General features: G+C 35.9%; 23 protein-coding genes and 1 other annotated feature. Of the genes, 11 read left to right on the forward strand and 12 right to left on the reverse strand.

Annotation, left to right across the window (positions count from 1 at the left end; all coding sequences use genetic code 11):
* Positions 1–45 precede the first annotated feature (45 nt).
* Both nagZ and H9650_RS14425 read right to left on the reverse strand, forming a co-directional pair.
* Complete coding sequence (gene nagZ / locus H9650_RS14420) at positions 46–1710, reverse strand: beta-N-acetylhexosaminidase (RefSeq protein WP_191697520.1); 1665 nt, start codon at positions 1708–1710, stop codon at positions 46–48.
* 251 nt (positions 1711–1961) lie between these two features.
* Positions 1962–2696, reverse strand: a complete 735-nt coding sequence (locus H9650_RS14425) for a YqcI/YcgG family protein (protein WP_144539397.1) — start codon at positions 2694–2696, stop codon at positions 1962–1964.
* Between the two features lie 195 nt (positions 2697–2891).
* Here H9650_RS14425 and H9650_RS14430 point away from each other — a divergent pair, with 195 nt between their 5' ends.
* Positions 2892–3746, forward strand: a complete 855-nt coding sequence (locus H9650_RS14430) for a dimethylarginine dimethylaminohydrolase family protein (RefSeq protein WP_144539395.1) — start codon at positions 2892–2894, stop codon at positions 3744–3746.
* A gap of 235 nt (positions 3747–3981) precedes the next feature.
* Here H9650_RS14430 and H9650_RS14435 read toward each other — a convergent pair whose 3' ends face one another.
* Together H9650_RS14435 and H9650_RS14440 are read right to left on the reverse strand one after the other, a co-directional pair.
* Positions 3982–4482, reverse strand: a complete 501-nt coding sequence (locus H9650_RS14435) for a cupin domain-containing protein (protein WP_144539393.1) — start codon at positions 4480–4482, stop codon at positions 3982–3984.
* Positions 4482–5069, reverse strand: coding sequence for a histidine phosphatase family protein (locus H9650_RS14440; RefSeq protein WP_144539391.1), 588 nt, complete (start codon positions 5067–5069; stop codon positions 4482–4484). The genes H9650_RS14435 and H9650_RS14440 overlap by 1 nt, the downstream gene beginning before the upstream one ends.
* Positions 5070–5224: 155 nt before the next feature.
* Here H9650_RS14440 and H9650_RS14445 point away from each other — a divergent pair, with 155 nt between their 5' ends.
* Entirely contained in the window at positions 5225–5983 is a 759-nt protein-coding gene (locus tag H9650_RS14445) for a MerR family transcriptional regulator (protein ID WP_144539389.1), read from the forward strand.
* Between the two features lie 12 nt (positions 5984–5995).
* Here H9650_RS14445 and H9650_RS14450 read toward each other — a convergent pair whose 3' ends face one another.
* The gene (locus H9650_RS14450) at positions 5996–6403 is read right to left on the reverse strand and encodes an NUDIX hydrolase (RefSeq protein ID WP_144539387.1); all 408 of its coding nucleotides are present in this window, start codon (positions 6401–6403) and stop codon (positions 5996–5998) included.
* Positions 6404–6913: 510 nt separating this feature from the next.
* Between H9650_RS14450 and H9650_RS14455 the strand changes: the two genes are divergently transcribed.
* From H9650_RS14455 to H9650_RS14475, 5 genes are all read left to right on the forward strand, one after another.
* Positions 6914–7237, forward strand: coding sequence for a PadR family transcriptional regulator (locus H9650_RS14455; RefSeq protein WP_144539385.1), 324 nt, complete (start codon positions 6914–6916; stop codon positions 7235–7237).
* Positions 7230–8285, forward strand: coding sequence for a DUF4097 family beta strand repeat-containing protein (locus H9650_RS14460; RefSeq protein WP_144539383.1), 1056 nt, complete (start codon positions 7230–7232; stop codon positions 8283–8285). Before H9650_RS14455 ends, H9650_RS14460 begins: the two co-directional genes overlap by 8 nt.
* A gap of 91 nt (positions 8286–8376) precedes the next feature.
* Positions 8377–9120: a ferritin-like domain-containing protein gene (locus H9650_RS14465; protein ID WP_144539381.1), complete on the forward strand. Its 744-nt coding sequence runs from the start codon at positions 8377–8379 to the stop codon at positions 9118–9120.
* A 158-nt stretch (positions 9121–9278) separates the two neighbouring features.
* Positions 9279–9845, forward strand: coding sequence for a sigma-70 family RNA polymerase sigma factor (locus tag H9650_RS14470; RefSeq protein ID WP_144539379.1), 567 nt, complete (start codon positions 9279–9281; stop codon positions 9843–9845).
* A complete protein-coding gene (locus tag H9650_RS14475) occupies positions 9842–10936 on the forward strand; it encodes a DUF4179 domain-containing protein (protein ID WP_144539377.1) in 1095 nt (364 codons plus the stop codon). The genes H9650_RS14470 and H9650_RS14475 overlap by 4 nt, the downstream gene beginning before the upstream one ends.
* Before the next feature lie 76 nt (positions 10937–11012).
* Here H9650_RS14475 and H9650_RS14480 read toward each other — a convergent pair whose 3' ends face one another.
* Together H9650_RS14480 and H9650_RS14485 are read right to left on the reverse strand one after the other, a co-directional pair.
* On the reverse strand, positions 11013–12323 hold the full coding sequence (locus tag H9650_RS14480; protein WP_191697521.1) for a sensor histidine kinase: 1311 nt from the start codon (positions 12321–12323) through the stop codon (positions 11013–11015).
* Positions 12324–12436: 113 nt separating this feature from the next.
* Positions 12437–13120, reverse strand: coding sequence for a response regulator transcription factor (locus H9650_RS14485; protein WP_225216098.1), 684 nt, complete (start codon positions 13118–13120; stop codon positions 12437–12439).
* 126 nt (positions 13121–13246) lie between these two features.
* On the opposite strand from H9650_RS14485, the gene H9650_RS14490 reads away from it, so the two are divergent.
* Complete coding sequence (locus H9650_RS14490) at positions 13247–14410, forward strand: DUF418 domain-containing protein (protein ID WP_191697522.1); 1164 nt, start codon at positions 13247–13249, stop codon at positions 14408–14410.
* A 46-nt stretch (positions 14411–14456) separates the two neighbouring features.
* Here the strand turns inward: H9650_RS14490 and argS are convergent, their stop codons facing one another.
* Complete coding sequence (gene argS / locus H9650_RS14495) at positions 14457–16136, reverse strand: arginine--tRNA ligase (RefSeq protein WP_191697523.1); 1680 nt, start codon at positions 16134–16136, stop codon at positions 14457–14459.
* Between the two features lie 51 nt (positions 16137–16187).
* Positions 16188–16404: a binding site (T-box leader), on the reverse strand.
* Between the two features lie 86 nt (positions 16405–16490).
* A complete protein-coding gene (locus H9650_RS14500) occupies positions 16491–17342 on the reverse strand; it encodes a GNAT family N-acetyltransferase (RefSeq protein ID WP_144539367.1) in 852 nt (283 codons plus the stop codon).
* Between the two features lie 66 nt (positions 17343–17408).
* On the opposite strand from H9650_RS14500, the gene aroD reads away from it, so the two are divergent.
* Positions 17409–18161, forward strand: coding sequence for a type I 3-dehydroquinate dehydratase (aroD, locus tag H9650_RS14505; RefSeq protein WP_151112342.1), 753 nt, complete (start codon positions 17409–17411; stop codon positions 18159–18161).
* Positions 18162–18366: 205 nt separating this feature from the next.
* Here aroD and H9650_RS14510 read toward each other — a convergent pair whose 3' ends face one another.
* The 3 genes from H9650_RS14510 to H9650_RS14520 form a co-directional block, all read right to left on the reverse strand.
* The gene (locus H9650_RS14510) at positions 18367–18825 is read right to left on the reverse strand and encodes a GNAT family N-acetyltransferase (RefSeq protein ID WP_144539363.1); all 459 of its coding nucleotides are present in this window, start codon (positions 18823–18825) and stop codon (positions 18367–18369) included.
* An 80-nt stretch (positions 18826–18905) separates the two neighbouring features.
* Positions 18906–19364, reverse strand: coding sequence for a GNAT family N-acetyltransferase (locus H9650_RS14515; RefSeq protein WP_151112338.1), 459 nt, complete (start codon positions 19362–19364; stop codon positions 18906–18908).
* Positions 19365–19449: 85 nt separating this feature from the next.
* Positions 19450–20862: a stalk domain-containing protein gene (locus H9650_RS14520; RefSeq protein WP_144539359.1), complete on the reverse strand. Its 1413-nt coding sequence runs from the start codon at positions 20860–20862 to the stop codon at positions 19450–19452.
* Between the two features lie 135 nt (positions 20863–20997).
* On the opposite strand from H9650_RS14520, the gene H9650_RS14525 reads away from it, so the two are divergent.
* Complete coding sequence (locus H9650_RS14525; protein ID WP_151112334.1) at positions 20998–21897, forward strand: ABC transporter ATP-binding protein; 900 nt, start codon at positions 20998–21000, stop codon at positions 21895–21897.
* The gene (locus H9650_RS14530) at positions 21890–23128 is read left to right on the forward strand and encodes an ABC transporter permease (protein ID WP_144539355.1); all 1239 of its coding nucleotides are present in this window, start codon (positions 21890–21892) and stop codon (positions 23126–23128) included. Before H9650_RS14525 ends, H9650_RS14530 begins: the two co-directional genes overlap by 8 nt.
* The last annotated feature ends 22 nt before the right edge of the window (positions 23129–23150 follow it).

Raw genomic sequence — 23150 nt, forward strand, 5'->3', positions numbered from 1 at the left:
TTTTTCCCCATACCTTTTTACTTCCTTTTAAATAGGAAGCTTTTGCTATTTTAAAATATTATTTGTTAATTCTTCAGCTAAATTATTTAGTTCATTTACATTAATAGAAGAAAGTTGATCGTTGCTTAGTTGATATTTCTCCTTTAACTGAAGAATACGTTCCACGCTCCGATCAATTTGTTCTACCTTTATTTCTTCATTTTGTACGGCCTCTAAAATAGCTTGAATGGCTCTTTGCACTTTTTCATAGTCATGTGCGATTAATACAATATCATTACCAGCCTTGACAGCTTCAACTGCCGCCTCTCCTATTTCATAATTATCCAAAATGGCCTTCATCGTCATATCATCCGTCATGACGACTCCTTCATATTTCAGCTGCTCTCGTAGTATTTTCGTAATGACCACATTTGAAATGGATGATGGCTTATTAGCATCTATTTCTGGTAATAATATATGACCAATCATGACCACATCTGCTCCACTTTTTAAAGCATTTTGAAAGGGAATGAATTCTAAAGCCTGAAGCTCTTTCATATTCTTACTTACTATTGGAAGTTCAATATGAGAATCTACTTCTGTATCCCCGTGACCAGGAAAATGCTTAATAACTGAAATAACATTTTCACTTTGCAAGCCCTTCATAGTAGAAATACCAAGCTCACTCACCAATTTAGGGTCACTTCCAAAAGAACGATCTCCAATAACAGGATTATTAGGATTACTGTCAACATCAAGTACAGGTGCAAAATCCAAATTAAATCCAAACGCATTCAGCTGCTTGCCTAATAATTCTCCCAATTGAAATGCTAATGCTGGATTGTCCTTTTTACCAATTTGTTTATTGGTCGGAAGATTGTTGAGCTCTGGAATCCTTGTCACTCTTCCTCCCTCTTGGTCTATCCCTAAAAACAGCGGATATTGCTGCTGCATATTCTCAGCCTTAATGGAATTTAGTAATGTCACTATCTGATTTGCATTTACCAGGTTATCTTTAAAGAAAATGATTCCTCCAACCTTATCCTCACGAATCATTTCCCTACTTTTCTCCGATAATTCTACTCCTTCAATTCCTCCAAAAATCATTTGGCCCACTTTTTCTTCTAAGGACATACTATCCACTGGGGAAGTTGTCACCGTTGAGTCTACCTCCTTTAAGTCCGTATAAACCGAAATATGATGAACGTTAGGATTCGGATCATTTTCCGTAGGCTTTGGTAGGATCCATTTTAATTGTATATTCGGGAGAATTTCATAAACTAAAATAGTTTCTTCTTTCCCTTCATCCTGATAGCTACGTATAATATCTGGCTCTCCTGCAACCGAATGGATGTCTTCCAATTGAACCTCTTGTATATATGTCGAGTTAGTTCGGATATCAAAAACAGTTCCTGAATGATGTCCAACAGTTGCGTTTCGAGATAGATAGGTGTCATAAATATCATTCGAAAGATTGCTGCTCTCATCAGGTACTCCCCATAGCTCGTACAATTGTTCTGTATCTGTTTCGCCAACTATAAAGGGTACATTTATAACCTGTCCTTTTTCAGCTAGCTCAAAAACAAGCGAAACAACTGCCTGTCCTTCGTTAGCTGCTTCTTCTTCACTTATAAACTCTTTTGATTTCTCTTCTTTGTTAGTTGTTAAGACCGCTTCTATTATAGTAAACATAAAAATTACTACTATGATAATTCCAATTTTTTTAATCATTTTAAAGGCCCCCGAATGATCGTCTACCCTATTGTATTTCAATTAGTACCGACACTATACCTTTTTTTGTATTTTAATTTTAATAATCAATCATTTTCAAATGTCCTAACTAAATTATTTAAACCAATTTGCACAACAAATAATTAACTTAATACAGAATGAATCATAATCTTCAATTCAAGCAACGTATCTCTACGTTACTCACTCTGTACTTAATTTTCACAAAAAAATCCCCAAACGGGGATTGGAAATTATGCCTGTGATTTATGGCGGAATGGACATTTCCCTTGAATTGGCTCACTATCATCACCAATAAAGGATTGCTTCCATTCGTTATGTGTCGGGTCGCCGAAGTGGCCTATGTCTGGATGCTTAGGTAGCTGATCCCACACTTCTACACGTTTACGAACTTTTTCACGTGACATAATGCCACCTTTTTCAGTTCCTTCTAACCCTTCAAAAATTTTGCGAGGTTGGAATCCAAGAACCATCGCATTTCCTAGATGACGTGTCTTTCGCTTCTTGTATGCAGGAGCATTTCCAAACACAAAAATTGGCTCACCATTGAATCGGAAATCCCATAAATAGTGCTCTGGGTCGCGTGGACTGTCTTCGGGCCATTCTACTTCATCAACTTCATGTAAGTATTGGAGGATATCCCAAAACTGCTTTCGGTAATCTTCAATAGAACCCTCTTGCTCAAAAGGCTCCACAAATACAAAAAGACCGTGTCTCTTGTAATTTGGTAATTTAAATAAATTTAGAAATTCTTCTACTGCAGAAGGTAGATTACTCCAGTCATCTTGATTGATATAAGCATAGCGGAGCTCGCCTTTTAATTCGCCACTCATTCCAAAAAAACATGGAAACGTTTTATCTGTTACTGTGTTATGAAAGGTTTCGTATTCTTTATAAAGCCAACTAGGCAAGTCAGTTCTAGTATGAAAATCTTCTTTTGTTAATAATGCTTGTTCCTTTGTAATCATACGATCTCCTCCACCATCTTCATTCTTACATCTATTATGTCTATTCTTTACTTTAACTAATGTACATATTCTTTACCCCATTCTAAAATTCTTGAAACAACTAGGTACAAAAGGAAATAAATTTCACAAATAGGTTATGAAATGAAAAATTAAGGGAATACAAAAGTAATGAGTGAAGAAAATGGAGGATTACTTATGGTGAAAATAATTCAAGATAAATCTCAAATACATTGTAAAAGTGAATATGGAACGCTTCAAAAAGTAGTCTTATGTGAACCACAATTCATGGAAATTAGAGAAGTGATTAATGACGTACAAAAAAAATATATAAATGATAATATAGACCGTTCACTTGCCATTTCGCAACATCAAAAGTTTGAACAGACTTTAAGGAATGCAGGGGTGGAAGTGATAAAACTACAACCAAGCAAAGACCACCCTGAACAGGTCTTCACTAGAGATATTGGGTTTACTTTGGGCAACCGTTTATTTATATCCGAAATGGCGAATCCTATTCGTCAAGGCGAAGAGAAAGTATTGGCAACTTGGATGAATGAACATGACATTTCGTATAAGAAGCTTTCCACGCATTCCATTGAAGGTGGCGATGTAATCGTGGATGGCAATCGTGTGTTTATTGGCATTAGCCATCGTACATGTAAGGATGCTGTTCAAGCTTTACAAAAAGAATTGCCGGATTTTGAAATTATACCTATCCCTTTTAATCCAAAATATTTGCATCTAGACTGTGTGTTCAATATCCTTTCCTCAAAAGATGCATTAATTTATCCTGATGCGCTCGATCCTAAAATTGTAGAAAATTTATCGAGCATGTATCATTTAATCGAAGTGAGCGAAAGTGAGCAATTCTCAATGGGTACGAATGTGTTGTCTATAGGGCAAAACCGAGTGCTAAGTTTGCCAACAAATCAGGATGTTAATAACCAGCTGAGACAGCATGGTTATCAAGTATTGGAAATCGAATTCTCAGAAATCATTAAATCAGGTGGATCGTTCCGATGCTGTTCAATGCCTATTCTGCGCGGATAAGAAAAGAGTAATTGGCATCTTAAGTAAGTATTCTATTGGTAAATGAGCTTGGAAATGTAATTCCAAGCTCATTTTTTAATTTGAATCAGTATAATCATTCCAGGCACTTAGAGTAACTCAATCGAATATTAGACAAAATTAAAAGACCTCGGTTTCACACCGAAGTCATCTTTATTGCTACTATGTCATTTACTGAACTGATACATCATTTAAAGATAGCGTTTTGGCTAATCGATTAATTCGGAATTATCTCATACGCAAGCTTTCGAATAATGAACTCATGCTCCGGATAATTCTCTAAAAGTTCATCCCGAGTGAAAAGCTCAAAATCTTCATATTCAAATCCAGGAGCAACCATGCAGCCCACTAAAGAAAACTCTCCGCCCTCTAAAACTGAGGAGCCGAAGATAGAATTTTTAGGAACGATTGCTTGTGGCATTTCTCCGTTGGCTATATCTAACCCAAGCTTATATTCATGGTAGTTTCCTTTTGGGTCAATTACATGAACAACTAATGGGTCTCCACCATGAAAATACCATAACTCATCTGACTTTAAACGATGAAAGTGGGAGATATCTTTCTCTCCAAGTAAAAAATAAATGCTTGTATATAGATTTCTAGATGACCCAGATACATCTAGAGTTTCTGTCGAGGCAAATGAAGACTTAAAGTAACCACCCTCTGGATGAGGTTCTAAGCCTAAAAACTCAATATAATAGGAAGCATCCTTTTTCATTATACTTCCCTCTTCTCTAAATGCTTCATACAATTAAATAGATGACAGTGGTTTGCCTCGTCTTGCAGCTCAACCATGGTCAAAGAGGTATTTCCTATGTCTGTAGAGAATTCTCCATCCGGAATAAGCGCATATAAAATTCTTGCAAGAAATCCTCCGTGGCTAACAACTAAAATCTTTTTACCTTGGTGTGCTTTTTTTATGTCCTCAATGAAGGACATCCCTCTAGAGATAATAACTTCTTCCTTCTCGAAGCCCATTTCCTGCTCTCTCCAATTTGGTCCCCATTTCGCAACTCGTTCATTTTCGGTAGTTCCCTCTATTATACCGCCACCAATTTCACCTAAGCGCTTATCTACTCGAAAATCAATACTAGGCTGCTTTTCTGCTATAATTTCTGCAGTCCGCTTTGCCCGAATAAGATGGCTAGTGTATATGATATCCCACTGTTCCTTCTCCATCCGCTCAGCAACTCGCTCTGCCATTTGTATCCCTTCATCATCTAAAGGTACGTCTGTTGTACCCTGTGCTCGTCCTTCTTTGTTCCAGGCGGTAACACCATGTCTAATAAATCCTATTGTAGTCATTTAAAATCCCCCTTTGTTCAAAGATAAAATAGAATTTCCTTTTCGTAAAGTAATTGTCCATAAGCCTTGTAAAAATGTCTGAGTAGATTTAAATAATATCACTTGACCTTTACGCTACGTGAACCCTTAGACTATTTATAACAGGAGGTGAAGAAATGGAATACACGATTCAAAAGCTTGGGGAACTTGCAGGAATTAGTACTCGTACTTTACGCTATTACGATGAAATCGACTTACTGAAACCAGCCCGATTCAGTGAGGTAGGCTACAGAATTTATAGTTCAGCCGAAGTAAGCCGACTCCAACAAATATTGTTCTATCGAGAGTTGGGGATAAACTTAGTACGAATAAAAGAAATCATCTCTTCTCCAAGCTTTGACAGTACTTCTGCATTAAAGCAGCACAAAGAAAAACTACTTCAAAAAAGGGTCCAGCTTGATTTGTTAATAAATAATGTGGATAAATCGATTCAAGAAAAAGAAAGGGGACTTAAAATGACAGATAATGAAAAATTTGAAGGCTTTAAACAACAGCTTGTGGACAACAATGAGGATAAGTATGGTGAAGAAATTCGAAATAAATACGGAAATCAAACAGTAGATCAATCCAACTCTAAGCTAAAAGATATGACACAGGAACAATATGAGGAGATAGTTAAATTAGAACAAGAAGTATTAGATAGTTTAAAAGAAGCTATGACAGCTGGCGATCCAACAAGTGACCTGGGACAAAAGACAGCAAGCCTGCATAAGCAGTGGATAAGTTTCTATTGGCCAAAATATTCGAAGGAAGCTCACGCGGGTCTAGCCGAAATGTATGTGGCAGACGAACGTTTTGCAGCTTATTATAATAAAGTTCAGGCTGGGGCAGCTCAATTTTTACGAGATGCTATTCGTGAATATACTAAAAACTAGAAGGCTTGCCTTCTAGTTTTTTAAAAGTTGCTCAAGTATGTGGATATCATCGGGATAAGCTAGTGGCAATCTCTTAATATCGTCCAATGACTTCCAAGCAATTTCGTGGATAAATTCATCTGGATCATGGATTGTCAATTCTCCACTAACAAAGTTCACCACAAAGTATTCTACATAATACGAAATACCATAATCACTTAGTAAACCATTCTTTTGATGTACCTTTTCACTCGGATGAACAGTTAAACCTGTTTCCTCCCAAAATTCTCGGACACAGCATTCTTCAAATGTTTCTCCCTCTTCCAACGTACCTGATGGAACTGTCCACAGCTTATCCTCTCCTGGTGCAGCCTGTAAAACCATCAACACTTCATTTCGCTCATTAAAACAAATACCAGCTGCCCCTTGCCACTTGAACATATTTCCCATTCCCCTCTTCTGCCACATATCATTTTGCTTTAATTATACCGCACCCCAAAAAATCGGTGAAGTAGCGGGATACACCCGCAAGTATGGGAAAGAGTCCCTAAGTTAATGATTAACCTATATTTCTAGAGGATTCGCACGTAAACAGTAGTAGAAAGTGTCACCTAAATCAAAGATGCACACCCCTATTTACTAAGTTTTCGCCCCTAAACCACATACAAATGTATCCTAAAGTCGCCGAATTCGCCCATAAACAGTAGAAAGTGGCTCCTAAATCGAAGATGTGCCCATATTTACTATGTTTTCGCCCCTAAACCACATACAAATGTCTCCTAAAGTGGCGGTATCCGCTCCTAAACTACCTGATTTTCACCCGTAAATGAAAGAAAAAGCAATCCAATAATTTATATTTTTTCCACAGTACCTTGCAATGTATAATAGCATGTGATATATTACTTTCAACGGTACTGTTTATTAAATAGTAGCTAAGGGAGTGAAAGAAAAGTGAATATACAGTTTAAAAAGGGTGTTTTAAATCTGTGCGTCCTTGTCTTGTTGGATAAACAAGATCGATATGGTTACGAGCTGGTACAAAAAATATCTGATCAAATATCAATTTCTGAAGGCTCGGTTTACCCACTCCTTAGACGGTTAACTAAGGAAGGCTACTTCACAACTTATTTACAGGAATCAACGGAAGGTCCCCCACGTAAATATTACAAGCTGACGGACCTAGGTAGAACATATCTTCATGAGCAATTAAATGAATGGAAAAGCTTTACGGATGGTGTAAATAATCTAATCGAAGAGGGTGTAAATAATGACTGAGCAACAATTTATTAAGGAATTGGAACTTGCATTACATCAAATGACTACTGACGAGCGCAGTGAAATTATTTCGGATATTCGAGAATATTTCTCTAATGCACGGGAAGATGGAAAAACGGACAGCGAAATATCTGCCTCACTTGGTTCACCAAAGATTATTGCGCAGGAGCTTCTTGAGAATTATGTTCCAGAGAAATCCCAGCCAAAAGCTTTTACAAGCGATAAGTTGATACGCATTCCGGAGCCTAACTTTTCTAATGTGTTAGTAGATCTTGATTATGGTTCTCTAAACGTTTTTCCGTCTGAAACGGATGAAACTATTGTAGAACTGATTGGGGATAATGAAAAGCTTTCCTTTGTAGTCGAAGTGATAAATGATACTCTCTCCATTAATTTGAAATCTAAAAAAATGAGCTTCTTTACTTTTATCTTTCAGGTGAAAGAACTAAAAGTAAATGTCGCTCTACCAAAAAAACTTTATTCAACTATTATTATGAAAACTGATGATGGTCGTATTCGAGTAGAGAAATTGCTTGGTAAAAATGTGAAGATTACTTCTGACAACGGCTCCATTGCACTTCAAGAAATAGCTGCTACTATTATGGAGGTTAACACAGACAATGGTCGAATTGAGTTAGATCGAGTACAGGCTGACAAGCTAACTACTACGACCGACAATGGCAGAATTGAACTCCGCAATGTGGATACAGAGAAAACTTATGCAGAAACAGACAATGGCCGCATAACGATGCAATATGTAAGTGGGGATATCCTGGGGAAAACCGACAATGGACGAATCGAACTGTTAACAACTAGCATTGATCGAATGATTGATCTAAAAACAGACAATGGCAGTATCATGATTGAAACCGAATCCGAGCCTAAAGATGTATCTATCTACGCTAAAGTGGACTGGGGTAAAATAGACATTTTTGGAGAACGTAATTCCAAAACTGTTTACGGTGCAGGAACGAATCAAGTAAAGTTAACCTCTGACAATGGCAGATTAACTGTAGCAAAACGGATAATATCCGGGATTACTAACTAATGGTACCTAACTTAACCTAGCACAAGATCCAAACACCTTTTTTCCTCTTTTCTCATAGACTAGGTAAGGACTATAACAAAAGGGGAAATGTATGAATAATACCGAAAACTACAACCAACAGATGTATGCCCAACAGGCTTATCAGCAATCGTTAACATTAATAGCCGAAGCCGTACAAGGAGAAAAGGAAGATCAAGTTTTTTATGACTACCTAATCTCCTTAGCTCCTAATCAAGAACAAATAGAAATAATCACGTCTATCCGAAACGATGAGATAAAGCATAATCAGTGGTTCAGAGAAATGTATAAAGCATTGACTGGTAATGATGTGGTGGTTACGACAGAAGAGCAATTCGTTTCTCCTGCCAATTATGAGGCCGGTATTAAGAAAGCTTTTTTCGGAGAGTTAAAAGCAATGGAAAAATACAGAGTAATACGAGCAGGACTACCCTACCGCGAATACAGAGATATTGTTTTCGAAATTTTGACAGACGAAATGAAACATGCTCAACTATATAATTATATTTTAACGGAAAATATTTCAAAAAATGTACCGGAAAGCATGCAAGAAAATACTTCAGCAAATACTTCTTGGAACAAGCCTGAGCCTGTTGGCTTCCCTGACCAGTGGATTCAATATACACAATACCTTGTAAATGAAGCTCTCAGTGATGTGGAAAGAGGCGTTAATTTAAAGCATATTCTCCAGGAATTTATACTCATGGGTGTCCTCGTTGGTAAAGGATATACCCCAGAGCAAGCATATGAAACAGTAGAGAATTGGGAACTCTCAGGCGAATCTCAGTTACTCTACCAAAGTAAAAATATTAAGTAACACAACGCTGCGTATAATACGCGGCTTTTTTTTATGCCCAATTATTGTAATTCTCATGTTACTCTAAAATAAATATTTCATTTTTTGAGAAAAATTTAAATTTAGCGCGTTATATAGAGTGTAAAAGCTTTTAGAAATACCAAAAGGAGCTATTGTAGATGAAATCAACTGAATCTAATTTTATCCACAGGCTAAAATCAGAAAAAGAAGACGCACTGGAATATGTTGTGGATAATTACTTGCCATTAATAAAAGGCGTTTCCTACAAGGTTCTTTCTCCTCTAAAAAATGATGGGATGATAGATGAATGCATAAACGATATCTTTTTATCTATTTGGCATCATGCAAAGGATTTTAATGGCGACACAACTGATTTTAAAAAATGGATTTGTATAATCGCTAAATTCAAGGCTATCGATTACTACCGAAAAGCAACTCGTAATATGGAGGTTTCTAGTGAACAGATGGAACTTCAGCCAGCCGACTCTATAGAAAAAAGTTTGATTCTAACAGAAAATCGAAATGAACTAATGCAATTAATCCATAAACTAGATCCAATCGATCAACAGATCTTCATCATGCGTTTTTTTCTTGGCGAAAGTACAGAGGCCATCGCTAAGAAGCTAGGGAAAACAAAAGCATCTGTTGATAATCGTATATACAGAGGAAAGAAGAGGCTAAATGGACAGGTTAAGAAATTTCTTCTAGGAGGTAGCTATGTATGAAAGATCTTTACAAGCAATTTAATAATATTGAAATAGACGTAGACGAATTTGAAGAGATGGAAGTAAGCGAATTTGAGCGAGCGAAGGTAAAAAAAGAATTAAAAAATAAAATCAACACATCTAAACAAAGGAAAGGTAAAAAGTTTTTAGCTGCCGCTTCCCTTGCCGTAGGACTGAGCGTCTCAGCTATAGTAGGACTATCTTTCACTGCCTACGCGGACAATATCCCAGTAATCAGCAATATTTATAAATTCTTTTATGACTACAGAGATAATAACGGGGACTTCTATGGGGATTATGCTGAAAGTGCTACCCCTATTAACTTAACAGCAGCAAGCAATGGTATAAATGTAACTGTGGATGATGCCATTTACGATGGTGAATCTATGATTGTCACATATACAATTGATTCAAACAGAGACTTAGGGAATCCCATTGTATTAAGAGGAGTGCCTCATCTTCAAAACTCTCCCAAAACAGGAAGTAATGAAGCAAGCAAAGTATCAGAGAGCGAGAATAAATATGTAGGTATTATCACTATGAAAATGGACGAAAAGGATACCTCTTTACCGATAGAATGGAACATAGATTATTTACGTCCAGGAAGAACCATTGATAATGACCCTATTGAAGGTGATTGGAAATTTAACTTTACTTTAAATAAGGCAGATATAGCTATCTATAATTTAGATAAAAAGCTTACACAGTACGACCTTACAGTCCACCTTCAAAAGCTAACGATATCTCCAAATTCGTTTCATCTTCTATTTGAACAAATCGATTCTGATAAATTATATGAAAAATGGGATCAAGCAATCGTTGAATTATTAGTACAGGATGATCTAGGCAATCATTATTCACTAAAAGAACAAAGTGGAAGTTCTTCTAGACATAGGAACGGGACTAAATGGGGCTCCATATATGAAAAAGTAAATCCTATGGCTACTAAACTTATTATAACTCCTGAAGTAGAAATGAGTAATCTTGAACTTATTGAAGAAGATAAGGACTACAAAGGCAGTAGAAAGTCATATATAACTACTGATCAAAAACAATACAAAATGGATGACATAATCATCGATTTAAAATAAACGAATTCTTGTTTAACCTTAGCTAAGCCCATTAAAAATGAGCTTAGCTTTTTTCCTTTATAAAGGCAATATCTACTTAATACAAAGGTAATTTAATAGAAACAGTTGCTCCGCCGTCTTCGTTATTAAAAGCTTGGATAGTTCCATCGTGTTTATCAATAATTGTCTTTGCTATATACAGACCAAGGCCAGCATGTCCGTTTCTGCGGCTTTCTCCAGTTATACCTTGATAAAAGGATTCGAATACTTTCGCTTCCTTTCCTTTTTCAAACCCTTGGCCATTATCCACCATTTTTATATATAACCAGTCATCCGTCATAAGTACATTTAGGCTAATCTCTCCTTTTTGTACGAATCTAAGACTATTGGTGAAGAGATTATCCAGTACCTGCGATATTCTATTGGAATCAGCGAAAATATCGATTTTCTTACTTCTTTCATCTTTAAGCTTACCTGTAAATACAACTTGTTCTTTCATACACCAGTGTTCATATTCCTCCATCTTCCCCTGAAAGAAATAAATGGGATCAAATTCTTTTTTGTCTAACTGAAAAAAATCGTTTTCTAGAAGAGTCGTTTGATTTAAGTCGTAAACTAGCTTAACTGCACGCTGAATATTTGACTTAATCACAATTAGGTATCTATCAAAACGATCAATTCCTTTTTTCTTTGCTTCTTCTAAGCCTTCTACATGACCCTGGATAATAGTAAGTGGTGTTCGTAAATCGTGTGCCAGGGCAGCAATAGCCTCCTTACGTTCTTTTTGAAGCTTCCACTCACGTTGTAGAGAATCACTCAGCTCGCTTTGCATATTTTCAAAAGCTTCTATTAAAAGCTGTATTTCTCTTATTTTTTCATACTTATTTATGTTGAAATTTAAATCCTTTTTACGTACAAAGCTTGTCGCAATCATTAGTTGCTCTAGAGGTAATTTTATCTCTCTGCTAAGTCTTCGTACAAATATAATAGTGAATAAAATAATATAGAAAAAAGGTGTAAGCAGAATTAATGGGATTCCCACTTTTAGCAACAGAGTATCAGAGGATTCGATTGGTGTAACCTTCAGTTGATAATAAAGCATAACTACTCCTTGCAAGTTTTCGTTGGCATCAATTATAGGGATATATTTAACAAAGTAATTTTTCTCACTGTAATCCACAATATTTAATCTTTCATATAGTTGTTTGACATCTATGTCTAATTGATCCTCATGGCTGCCGTATTTATATGTACCCGCTATATCGATAACCTTATATTTAAAACCTTCGGATGGAATAATCATATCTAACTTGTTTTTTTGAGAAACTTCTAAGATTGAGTCTTTTTCTAATCGAATTTTCGATTCTATTTTAGGAATCATTTGTTCATAAAAGCTGGCCTCACGCATTTTTGATTCTCCGATATATATCAAAACACTCCATGTAAGAATTGTACTTAGAAGGCTGCATAATAAAATGTAGACAATTAATCGATGAAGTCTCTTATTAAGAGTTGTTGTTTTTACCCCCATCTATAGCCTACTCCCCATACAGTTTGTATATATGTATTGTCCTCCTTGATTGCTTGAAATTTTGCTCTTATTTTCTTTATATGTTCGGTAACTGTGGAATCCTCTCCATTAGCTTCTAATCCCCATACTCGCTCATAAATATGTGATTTAGAAAAAACTTGTCCTTTATTCTCTGCAAGTAACCAAACAATATCAAACTGTTTGTTTGTTAAGTCTATATTCACTCCATTTATATGGATCATTCTACCTTTGTAATCAATGGTTACTTCCCCATATTGTTTTACTTCATAAGCATAGCTTTCGATTCTTCTTTTTTCTCTTCTTATATGCGCATATACTCTAGCTTTAAGCTCCGTAAGACTAAATGGTTTAATGAGATAGTCATCCCCTCCAACTAACAAGCCTTTAATTCTATTAGATTCCTCCTGACAAGCACTAAGAAAAATAATAGGACCAGAGAGATTGGATCTTATTTTTTCACATACCTCAAATCCATCTATCCCATCCATCATTACATCGAGTAAAACTAAGTGTGGATTCTGTTTAGCTAATTGAATAGCATCGTATCCATTGTGAGCAGTTAAGATTTCATAACCCTCGTCCTCCAGAGAATCCTTCATAAAAGAAACTATATCCACTTCATCGTCCACAATTAGGATTTTTTCTTTGAGCAATATGGCACACCCCCCCTTTTACTCATACTATTTCATACTTATAACAAAAGTATAAACTTTTTACTTATTATTTTATTATATTTCAATTCTATTCTTATTCTTATAACAAGTTAAGGAGGAATTAGTTTGAAAAGAATTGAAGTTATTGATGCTTTAAGAGGTTTTGCATTATTAGGGATTTTGTTAGTGAATATACATTTTTTTAACGAATCACTTCAAGCAATTAGTTTGGGAGGAGTTCCTATAGAAGGTAAGCTCAACGAGTCGATTGACTTTTTTACTGCACTTTTAGTTGAAGGAAAGTTTATGCTACTATTTTCTTTTCTCTTTGGGTATGGCGCCACCATTTTGTACATGAACTCTACTACACAAGGGATAAAATTTACCCCTTTATACTTAAAAAGGATGTTTGCCTTATTCATCTTCGGATTGATCCATGGCTTGTTGCTTTGGTATGGCGATATTTTAACCACTTACGCAATAGTTGGCATTGTACTGTTATTTTTCTTAAAACGAAAGTCTAAGACAATACTTATTTGGTCTCTTGTATTACTTTCTATTGTCCCACTTCTACTTGGTATATCTACCGGATTGACAACTGGAACAGGGGACTATTCTTCTATGGATTTTTCCGAAGAGATTAAATTATCCCAAGAAATAGATAAGCAAATTTATGCGGAAGGAAATTTTGGTGAAATAGTAGCAAAACGTTCTATGGACTTTGTTATGAGCTTTTTCAATATGATATTGTTTTTCCCTCAAATTTTAGGGATATTTTTACTTGGAGTATTTTTTGGAAAAAGAAGGCTATTAGAGAACCTTCACGAGAAAAAACATTCTTTCCTTGTTTTTGGACTAATTGCCACATTGTCTGGAGTTATCTTAGAGTTACCTATGTTATTCTCCGACTCCTCGAATCTTATGTTGGAAATGATAGGTGTATTTATAGCAGGTCCATTACTGATGCTAGGCTATCTTTGTTTCTTCTGTCTTGCTTTCCTAAAATATAAAGAACAACTATCACTCTTTTCTTACATTGGAAAGCTTGGTTTTAGTATGTATATTTTACAATCCGTGATTTGTAGCCTCTTATTTTATAGCTATGGTCTGGGCTTATTTGGAGAAATTCAGCTTTGGCAAACCACTATCATCGCTATATCCATTTATATATTTCAGTTATTACTTAGCTATCTTTGGATTAAACATTTAAAGTTTCAATCAGGTCCCTTAGAATATGTTTGGAGGTTATTTTACAGAGGTAAAGGGTTCAAACGTAAGGCTAGCAAGTAAGAAGCTTTGAAGAAATTCCCACTGTCAGAAAGACAGTGGGGCTTTTCTACATCTGCTCCGGAGCATCTATCCCAAGTAAACTTAACCCTTCCTTTAAAACTATGGCAACCGCATAACAAAGTGTCAGCTTCGATCGCTTTGTTTCATCACCAACTAATATTTTTGTGTTCGCATAATATTTATTGAAATGGCGAGATAGCGTTAGGCAATATTTTGCGATAAGTGATGGATCTGCATGTTCAAAGGATTTCTGGATAACCTGTGGAAAGCCTTGAAGTGTCATTATCGTTGGCCATGCAGGTTCGCCTAGTCCTGCAAAACTCATGTTATTAGTCTCAAACTTACCTTTTTGAAGGAGTGAGTTTATGCGTGCGTGAGTGTACTGAACATAGGGTCCAGTCTCACCCTCGAAGTTAAGCATTTGCTCCAGAGAAAATTCTACATCATTCATACGATGATTTTTTAAATCATGGAAGATGACGGCCCCTACTCCAACTGATTTAGCAACCTCCTCTTTGTGAAGAAGTGAAGGATTTTTCTCCTCAATACTTTTTTTCGCCTCCTCGATAGCTTCATTTAAGACTTCTTTTAATAAGATCACTTTTCCTTTACGAGTCGACATCTTCTTACCATCCTTAAGCATCATCCCAAAAGGTACATGCTGACAGTCCTTTGCCCACGCATAGCCCATTTTTTGAAGCACACTGAAAAGCTGTTTAAAGTGAAGTGATTGTTCGTTGCCGACTACATAAAATGCTTTAGTAAAGGCATAGTTATTTTGACGATACAAGGCTGCAGCTAAATCTCTCGTTGCGTATAGAGTAGCTCCATCGGTTTTTTTGATCAAACATGGCGGCATATTCTCTAACTCAACTACTAATGCCCCGTCAGATTCCACGAGCAAACCCTTTTCTTCTATTTCTTTGACGACCGTTTCCATTTTGTCATTATAGAATGCTTCTCCATTAAAGGAATCAAACTGAATTCCTAGTAATTCATAGATATATTGAAATTCTTTAAGAGAGGCTTCCTTGAACCATTTCCAAAGCTGTAGTGCCTCTTCGTTACCCTGCTCTAGACTCTTGAAGGCAGCTCTTGCCTCAACATTGAGCTCTTCATCCACTTCAGCCTTTTCATGGAATTTTACATAGATTTTCAATAATTCCTCTATTGGGGAGGCTTCAATTTTTTCTTTGTCTCCCCATAGCTTATAAGCAACGATCAGCTTTCCAAATTGAGTTCCCCAATCACCTAAATGATTAATACGAACAGCTTTGTAGCCATTTTTCTCAGAAATATTGGCAAGAGCATTTCCGATTACAGTTGAACGTAAATGTCCCATAGAGAATGGCTTAGCAATATTTGGTGAGGAAAGGTCTATAGTAACTTGTTCGTCTTTCATTGGTAGCTGGCCATAATTGTTTTGATTTTTAAGTATTTCCCCTAACACTTCTTTCGCAATAGTTTTCTGGTCATAAAAGATGTTCAAATAGCCCCCTACTGCCTCTACATTAGCAATAAGTGAACTCTTCACCTGTTTTGCCAATTCAGAAGCGATAAGCTGTGGTGATTTTTTATATAATTTCGCTAGCGTAAAACAAGGAAATGCTAAATCTCCTAATTCAATGTTCTTTGGTTTCTCTAAAAGCATTTGTATTTCTTTCACTGTTAACTTACTTTCTAACTCAGTCTCAATCGAAATAGCAATTTGCTTTAATAGTTCCATATATATTCACCCTCCATTTTGTTTTTCCATATAAAAAAGCTCTCATCTCTATGAAGAGACGAGAGCTGAAATTCCCGTGGTACCACTCTAGTTGTCACATATTGTGACCGCTTTAACGTTATTAACGAGGACTTCCCCGATCTTTTCTACTCTAGTTCAAAAAGCTTCTCCAAAGTGCGTTTCTCTGAAAAGTCCTGTATCAGGCTCTCACTACCCCTGACTCGCTAATCATTATCTCATCAGATACTCTCTTTATCATCGAATTGTGTATGAATTTTCACTAATTTTAATCGAATCAAATACTAAAGTCAATATGTGAATAAATGTCTCCTTATCTATCTAACATTTACTATCTCATTTATTCCCCAGCTTTAAATGAACTGAATCCATCAACTTTTGATAACCAATTTCTTGATATATTTTGTTGGATGTGGGATTTAACATATCGGTATATAAAACACAGAAGTCATATTCCTTTAAAAGCTCCTTGCTGCAGGCTGCTACCATTGTTCTTGCATAACCTTTGCGTCGCTTTTCTTTAGGAGTAAATACCATAGAAACAGTCACTCCATGAGTTGATGGTCTAGCCTTCTTCATCATAGACACAATCTCTCCATCGTCCTCCCATAAGAAAACCTCCTGTCCATTCAACATAGCAGTCACTCTCTGGGCTATTTCCTCTTTAGCAGTACTTGGAAGTCCGGTATCTTCTTCAAACTGGCTATACCAAGATTCTATTAATGGAGCATCATTGTTATTAGCAAATCTCCAGGATCCTGGGCTATTTTCTAGCGTATCATCCACTTCATCTAATCGATATAATCCCTGGTCCATTAATAGCGAATTTGCTTGTCCCGTTTTCTCTTCCCATTTTGACGCGAAGCGAATAGCCCATTCCTTTACACTTATGATCGAATCTATATGTATACCACGTTGTAAAATCTCTTCAATACATAAATCGATTAACGCTTCGATTTTATTTAAATCGACAAAAATAATATTAAGTGGATGTGGTGGAGTCATCTGAAAAAGTGCCAATAACTCCCCATCCTCCTCAATAGTAGCCATCAGTGGGTCCTCATATCCTCCCACTCTAATTCTTTCAAGCACACCTAAAAATAAGCTAAATTTGTCCTCGTTTTGCTTTAAAAAAGGTTTTGCAATATCGTAAAACTTCTCTGCACTTTCATAGATTTGAAATCTCATTTTTACATCCCCTTTGCAACGTTTTATGTTAATATAACGTAAAACGTTGCATGATGGGAGATATTTATGAAAATTATTTCTATTCGGGATATTCATATTGGGGAAGGACTACCAAAAATTATTGTTCCACTAATCGGAAAAAATAAAGAAGCCCTTTTTAAGGAGCTACAATTAGTTAAGGATGCATCTCCTGATGTAGTCGAATGGAGAGTAGATTTATTACAGGAAGTTGAAAGCTTAGAATCTGTCAAAGACACCCTTTCATACATACGAGGTTATTTATATCCTACCCCCCTTTTGTTTACTTTTAGAAGTCACAAGGAAGGCGGCAATAAAGTTATTGAACCTGATTATTATAAGCAACTTTTACGTGAAGTGATCCAGACAAAGGAAATAGATTTAATTGATATTGAGCTTTTCTCAGAGGAAGTTGAGGAGCTAGTTTCTTTAGCTAAGGATAATCATATTTCTGTGGTGATGTCCAACCATGATTTTAATGGAACTCCCTCAAAAGAGGTAATAATAGAACGCTTAACAGCTATGCAAAGACTAGGTGCAGATATTCCTAAAATTGCTGTTATGCCTAATAGTCCAGCCGATGTTATTACCCTCCTGGATGCTACCTATACGATGTATTCTACATATGCGGATCGTCCGATTATTACAATGTCTATGGCTAAATCAGGTATTATCAGTCGTTTATCTGGAGAAATTTTCGGTTCAGCAGCTACCTTTGGTTCAGTTGTATCAGCTTCCGCTCCAGGACAAATTGAAGCAAAAGAATTAAAGAAAGTGTTAGGACTTTTACATAACGCATAGTAATAACTGCTCCCAATCATTATTCGGGGGGCAGTTTTAATGTTTAAGGCTGAGGAAATTCGCATTCTAATTGGCAAAATTAAACATTATAATTATTAAAAACAAAAGATATACATAAATGAGCTAGGAAATATATATCCCAGCTCATTGTATTTTCACTAAATAGATCATTAGTTAAAGTAAAATAATTTACTTTAGAATTACCTTACTTTAAACCTGTTTCCTTTTCATATAGCTTGATATGATCACCACTCACGCCGTACACAACACCATTATTTTTCCACCCGTATTTTTCATAATAGCCTTCAAGATCTGTGGACAAATAAAGCTTATCATATCCTTTTCTTGCTGCTTCTTTCAGGCTGTGTTGTAGCAGCATTAAGCCTATTTCTCTACCTCTATATTCTTCTTTCACGAATAAGCAGGCGAGCCATGGGCAAAGGTCTTGGCGGCTATTAAGGTCATTTCTTAATAACGCATAAGTTCCAATAATCTCCTCCTCTTCAATCATCACATAAAATCTTGGAATATCTGAAAAACGACAAGAATGAATCATAGCATCTTCATAAAATTTATAATTATGCTCATTTCCCCATTCTTTCCAAAATACTTGAATTGCTTTTTCGAATAGGTTATTCCTTTCCTGTAACTCAATAATTTGCATTATCTTTCCCCCAATCCAGCATAACCTGCTCCGTTAGTAAGAACACACCTCTATTAAGTAATGACACGCTTAGAGTTATTTTATTTTTCTGTGGATAAAATCCTCTCTAGTCGTATCATATCCACACAAGGAATGCCGTTTTCCACAATCTCTTCGGGATAATTAATTTTAAAAAAATCCTTATCCACAGAAACAATTCTGAATCCACACTTTTGATAGAGTGCAAGCTGATTTATGCTGGAGTTTCCTGTACCTACTTCTATTTTTTGATAACCAAGCTCTTTTGATTTCTCAATGGCATCGAGAACTAATTCTTTTCCTATTCCTTTTCCTTGATGTTGTTCATGTACAGCTATATTTTTAAGCTCCACAGTCTGGTTATTCAAAGGCACTAAGACATATACGCCAATTATTTTATTTCCTGCTTTCGTTATATAGCATTGACCCTTATCTAAATAAGCTTTAACTAATTCCTCTGCGGGATCTGCTAACAACAACAAATCCATTGGAAAATCGCTGTCTATTTTGTATACATTCATTTACTTTCCCCCCTGGAATATTTCTCTATATAAATTGTACCAAAAGAAAAGCCGTCCTTCTCTATATGAGCGGACGACATATTCTTTAAGACTCTGGAACAAGAATTTCTAAAATATCTTCAGACACATAGGTTTTCTTGTTGTGCAAAACCGGTGTTTCTTGAAATTCTCTTATACTTCTATTGTATCCATACTTCAGCTCTCCCCTAGTAATGGAAAGTGAGCTATTGCCAAGCTTTAAGTACACACTATTACGTTTTGGATGGGACATTACTTCATATCCTAAATACTGAGCCACCTCACGTATAGGAATCATCTTAACTCCATTTTGAATTAAATGGTCATTCTCTATTATTTTGTTGAGCTCTTTTTGAACAGGTTCAATATATTCTAGTGCAATAATTTTTGATGGAGTCGTAAGTTTTTGATTGTTCTTAGGTGAACTATAAAATACGATTAACTCCTTGTTTGTTAAATCGTTCTTGGAAATTTTCTTTCCCTTTTCATCCACCAATTCTGTTTTGTTGGTAATTTGAAGTTTCAGCTCTTTATCTAGACTAACAAATTGCTTATCGAATTTTGACACTTTCACTAGGCCACTCTTTTCTTCATGAGCAACAATGATTTCTGGAGAGATTCTTGGTGGATAAATTAAAATCATTGGTTTATTTTTATCGTAATAGGCATCAATTTTCATCCCCTTTTTAAAGGAGTCAATAGAAATCGCTTTTGTTGAAGCGCTATTAAGAGCTATTACATCTTTATTTAATACTAAAATTGAAATCTGAGGCTCTTTCTCATTCGTTTCTACAGTTAATGTTACTTCTTTATTATTTTTAGAAACTTCCTTAATAGTACCGGAGAATTTCATAAAGTTGCTTGCATCTTTTTCTTCTAAAACAACTACTTTGTTCGGTATTGTTTGAGCAGGAATACTTCTTGTCGAGGTCTTATAAAATACAATCAGCTCATTACCCACTAAATTTTTTTGATCGATACTTTCTCCATCCTTATTAACAACAAGCGTTTCCTTAGAGAGATTCAGCTTTAATTGGTTGTCTTCACTTGTTAACTCCTCATCGAAGACCCCTACCTTTGTAAAGCCTACATTTTTGCCATCATGAGCAATTATTAACTCTGGCGAAATTTGGGCTGGATAGATCATAGTCCTAGCTTTTGTTTTATCATAGTAGGCTTCTATTCTTTGCCCTTTGACAAATTCCTTTTTTTCTATTTCCTTGGCTGTGCCGCTATTATATAAAAGCGTCTCGTTTGTGATTGTAAAAACAGTGACAATCGGTTCTTTTTGCTCTGTTTCAACAGTAAGTATGACATTGTCTTCTTTATTTACGACTTCTTTAACGATACCAGTAAATCTCTCCAGTTTAGAGTTTTCTTTAACCATGGTATCCTCTCCCTCCTTCGCCAAAACAAATGTAGGTGTGAGAAGAAGACAGATTGCTATAAAGCTGAACGAAAGATAGTGTAATTTTTTCATTTCTGATCATCCCCTTTGTTTTCATCAGTGAATTAGACGGAACACCATGATAAACGTTTCAAAATTTTTTGAAACATTTATTATTCTAATGCGTATAAAGTAGTACGAAAAAATACTTAGGAATGGAGCTTAAACATGGCGTTAGTAATTAACGAAGTAACCAAACGTTATCAAGATTTTACTGCAGTTGACCATCTCTCCTTCACCATAGAAAAAGGTGAAATATTTGGTTTAATCGGTCAAAATGGTGCCGGTAAAACTACGACCTTTCGGATGATACTAGATTTACAGGAAACTACGGAAGGAACCATCACATGGGATGGTACAAATATCAATAATATTAATAGAGATCTTTTAGGTTATTTACCCGAGGAGAGAGGTATTTTCCCTGCTATGAAAGTGGAGGATCAGCTTTACTTCTTTGGAGAGCTTCGTGGTAAATCCCGTAAGGAGCTAAAAAAAGAAGTGGATTACTGGATTGATCGTTTTGAATTAGAGGACAAACGAAAAGCGAAAGCTGAAACACTATCCAAAGGAAACCAGCAAAAGGTGCAATTGATCGCAAGCTTCATTCACCAGCCAGCATTTCTTATACTAGACGAACCATTTAGTGGACTGGATCCAGTAAATAAGGATTTGTTGAAGGGTGCCATTTTAGAGCTAAAAGACAAGGGCACAACTATATTATTTTCTAGCCATCAGATGGAAAATGTAGAAGAGCTTTGTGATCATTTATGTCTTTTAAAACGTGGTGTCTCTTTGTATGCTGGAAGCCTGCTAGACTTAAAGAAACAATATGGAAAAACAAAACTTACTATTCGTACGGAGCTTTCAAAGGAGACACTTGAAAGCATGGAGGGCGTTAAGTATGTCCATGTTGGAAAAGACCAATATATCCTTACACTAGCAGATGAAAAATATGCGCAAGCAATCTTTGACTCTATTTTTGATGGCAAGTATATTGAGAAATTTAGCTTAGATTATTTGTCATTAGATGAAATCTTCAAGGATAAGGTAGGTGGCAAGAATGTCTAAATTTTGGTTGTTAGTCAAACAGTTATATACTCAAAAAATAAAAGCAAAATCATTTATAATCATGCTTGCCATCTACGTTGGTGTGATTTCCATCGTAATGTTTTGGTCAGATATAAAGGCTGCATTCTTTGAAAGTGAAGCACTAGAAATTGCAGTGATAAATGAAACAGAGGCTGATATAGAGGCTTTGTTCCAATCTAATAATGATTTAGCGTTTTCGTTCCCTACTTCTCCAAATGATGAGGTAGAAAAAGAAGTCATTGACGGAGACTATGCAGCTGCCATTTTTATCAAAGATGAAGAGAATTCTCTTAACGCGGAAATAGCAACATATGAGCCATTAGCATTTACTGATCAGCTCAGTCTATCTTCCACTCTTCAATATGCTGGGAAATTGTATGAGGTACAGCAGCTGAACCTCACAGCCGAAGAAGCAGATAAAATTCTACAGTCCGAAACCATCATTACAATGAAAAATTTAGACGAAGCCTCTGCTGGAGGCAAGAGTGAGGATGAGAAGGCAGTAGGAATCGTTGCTTCTATGCTCATCGGCTCATTAATCTATGGTTTCTTAATATCCTTTTTATCTATGATAACAACAGATGTGGCTTCTGAAAAAGGTTCTCGTGTTTTAGAGGTTCTTCTTGCAAGTGTTAAACCATCTACTCATTTAATAGCTAAATTAACAGGTACATTTCTCTTGGCAATTACACAAATTGGAGCTTTGATAATTTTGTTAGCAGTTATTTTTATGACAGTTGATGGAGGCTCTAAAATAGATAGTTTACAGCCTATGATTGAGGAGCTTTCCTATTCTTATATTGGTTATGCCCTGGCATTTTTAATCATGACCATTGTGCTAAATTTAATCATTGGTGCATTATTAGGCTCACTCGTATCTAAAGTAGAGGAAGCTGGTCAGGCAGTTATGCCAATGACTATCATCGGAATCATAGGATTTTATGTATTAATTTTCGGAGCGCAAAGTCCAGACACCATGCTAGTAAAGGTATTCTCTTACATACCATTTACATCGGGTATGGTAATGCCATTACGCATTGGTGCAACTGACATCGGGGCATTTGAGCCGATGCTAGCTTTACTAATACTAACCGTTACCTCTATCGTAGCATTCATCATCAGCCTGTCCTTCTATAAACGAAGCGTTCTTACTTATAGCTCAGGCGGTATTATCCAAAAGATTAAAACTGTATTAAAGGTAACAACATAATCCTAAATGAAAGTACCACGAA

Source organism: Psychrobacillus faecigallinarum, from assembly GCF_014836595.1.
Classification (GTDB): Bacteria; Bacillota; Bacilli; order Bacillales_A; family Planococcaceae; genus Psychrobacillus; species Psychrobacillus faecigallinarum.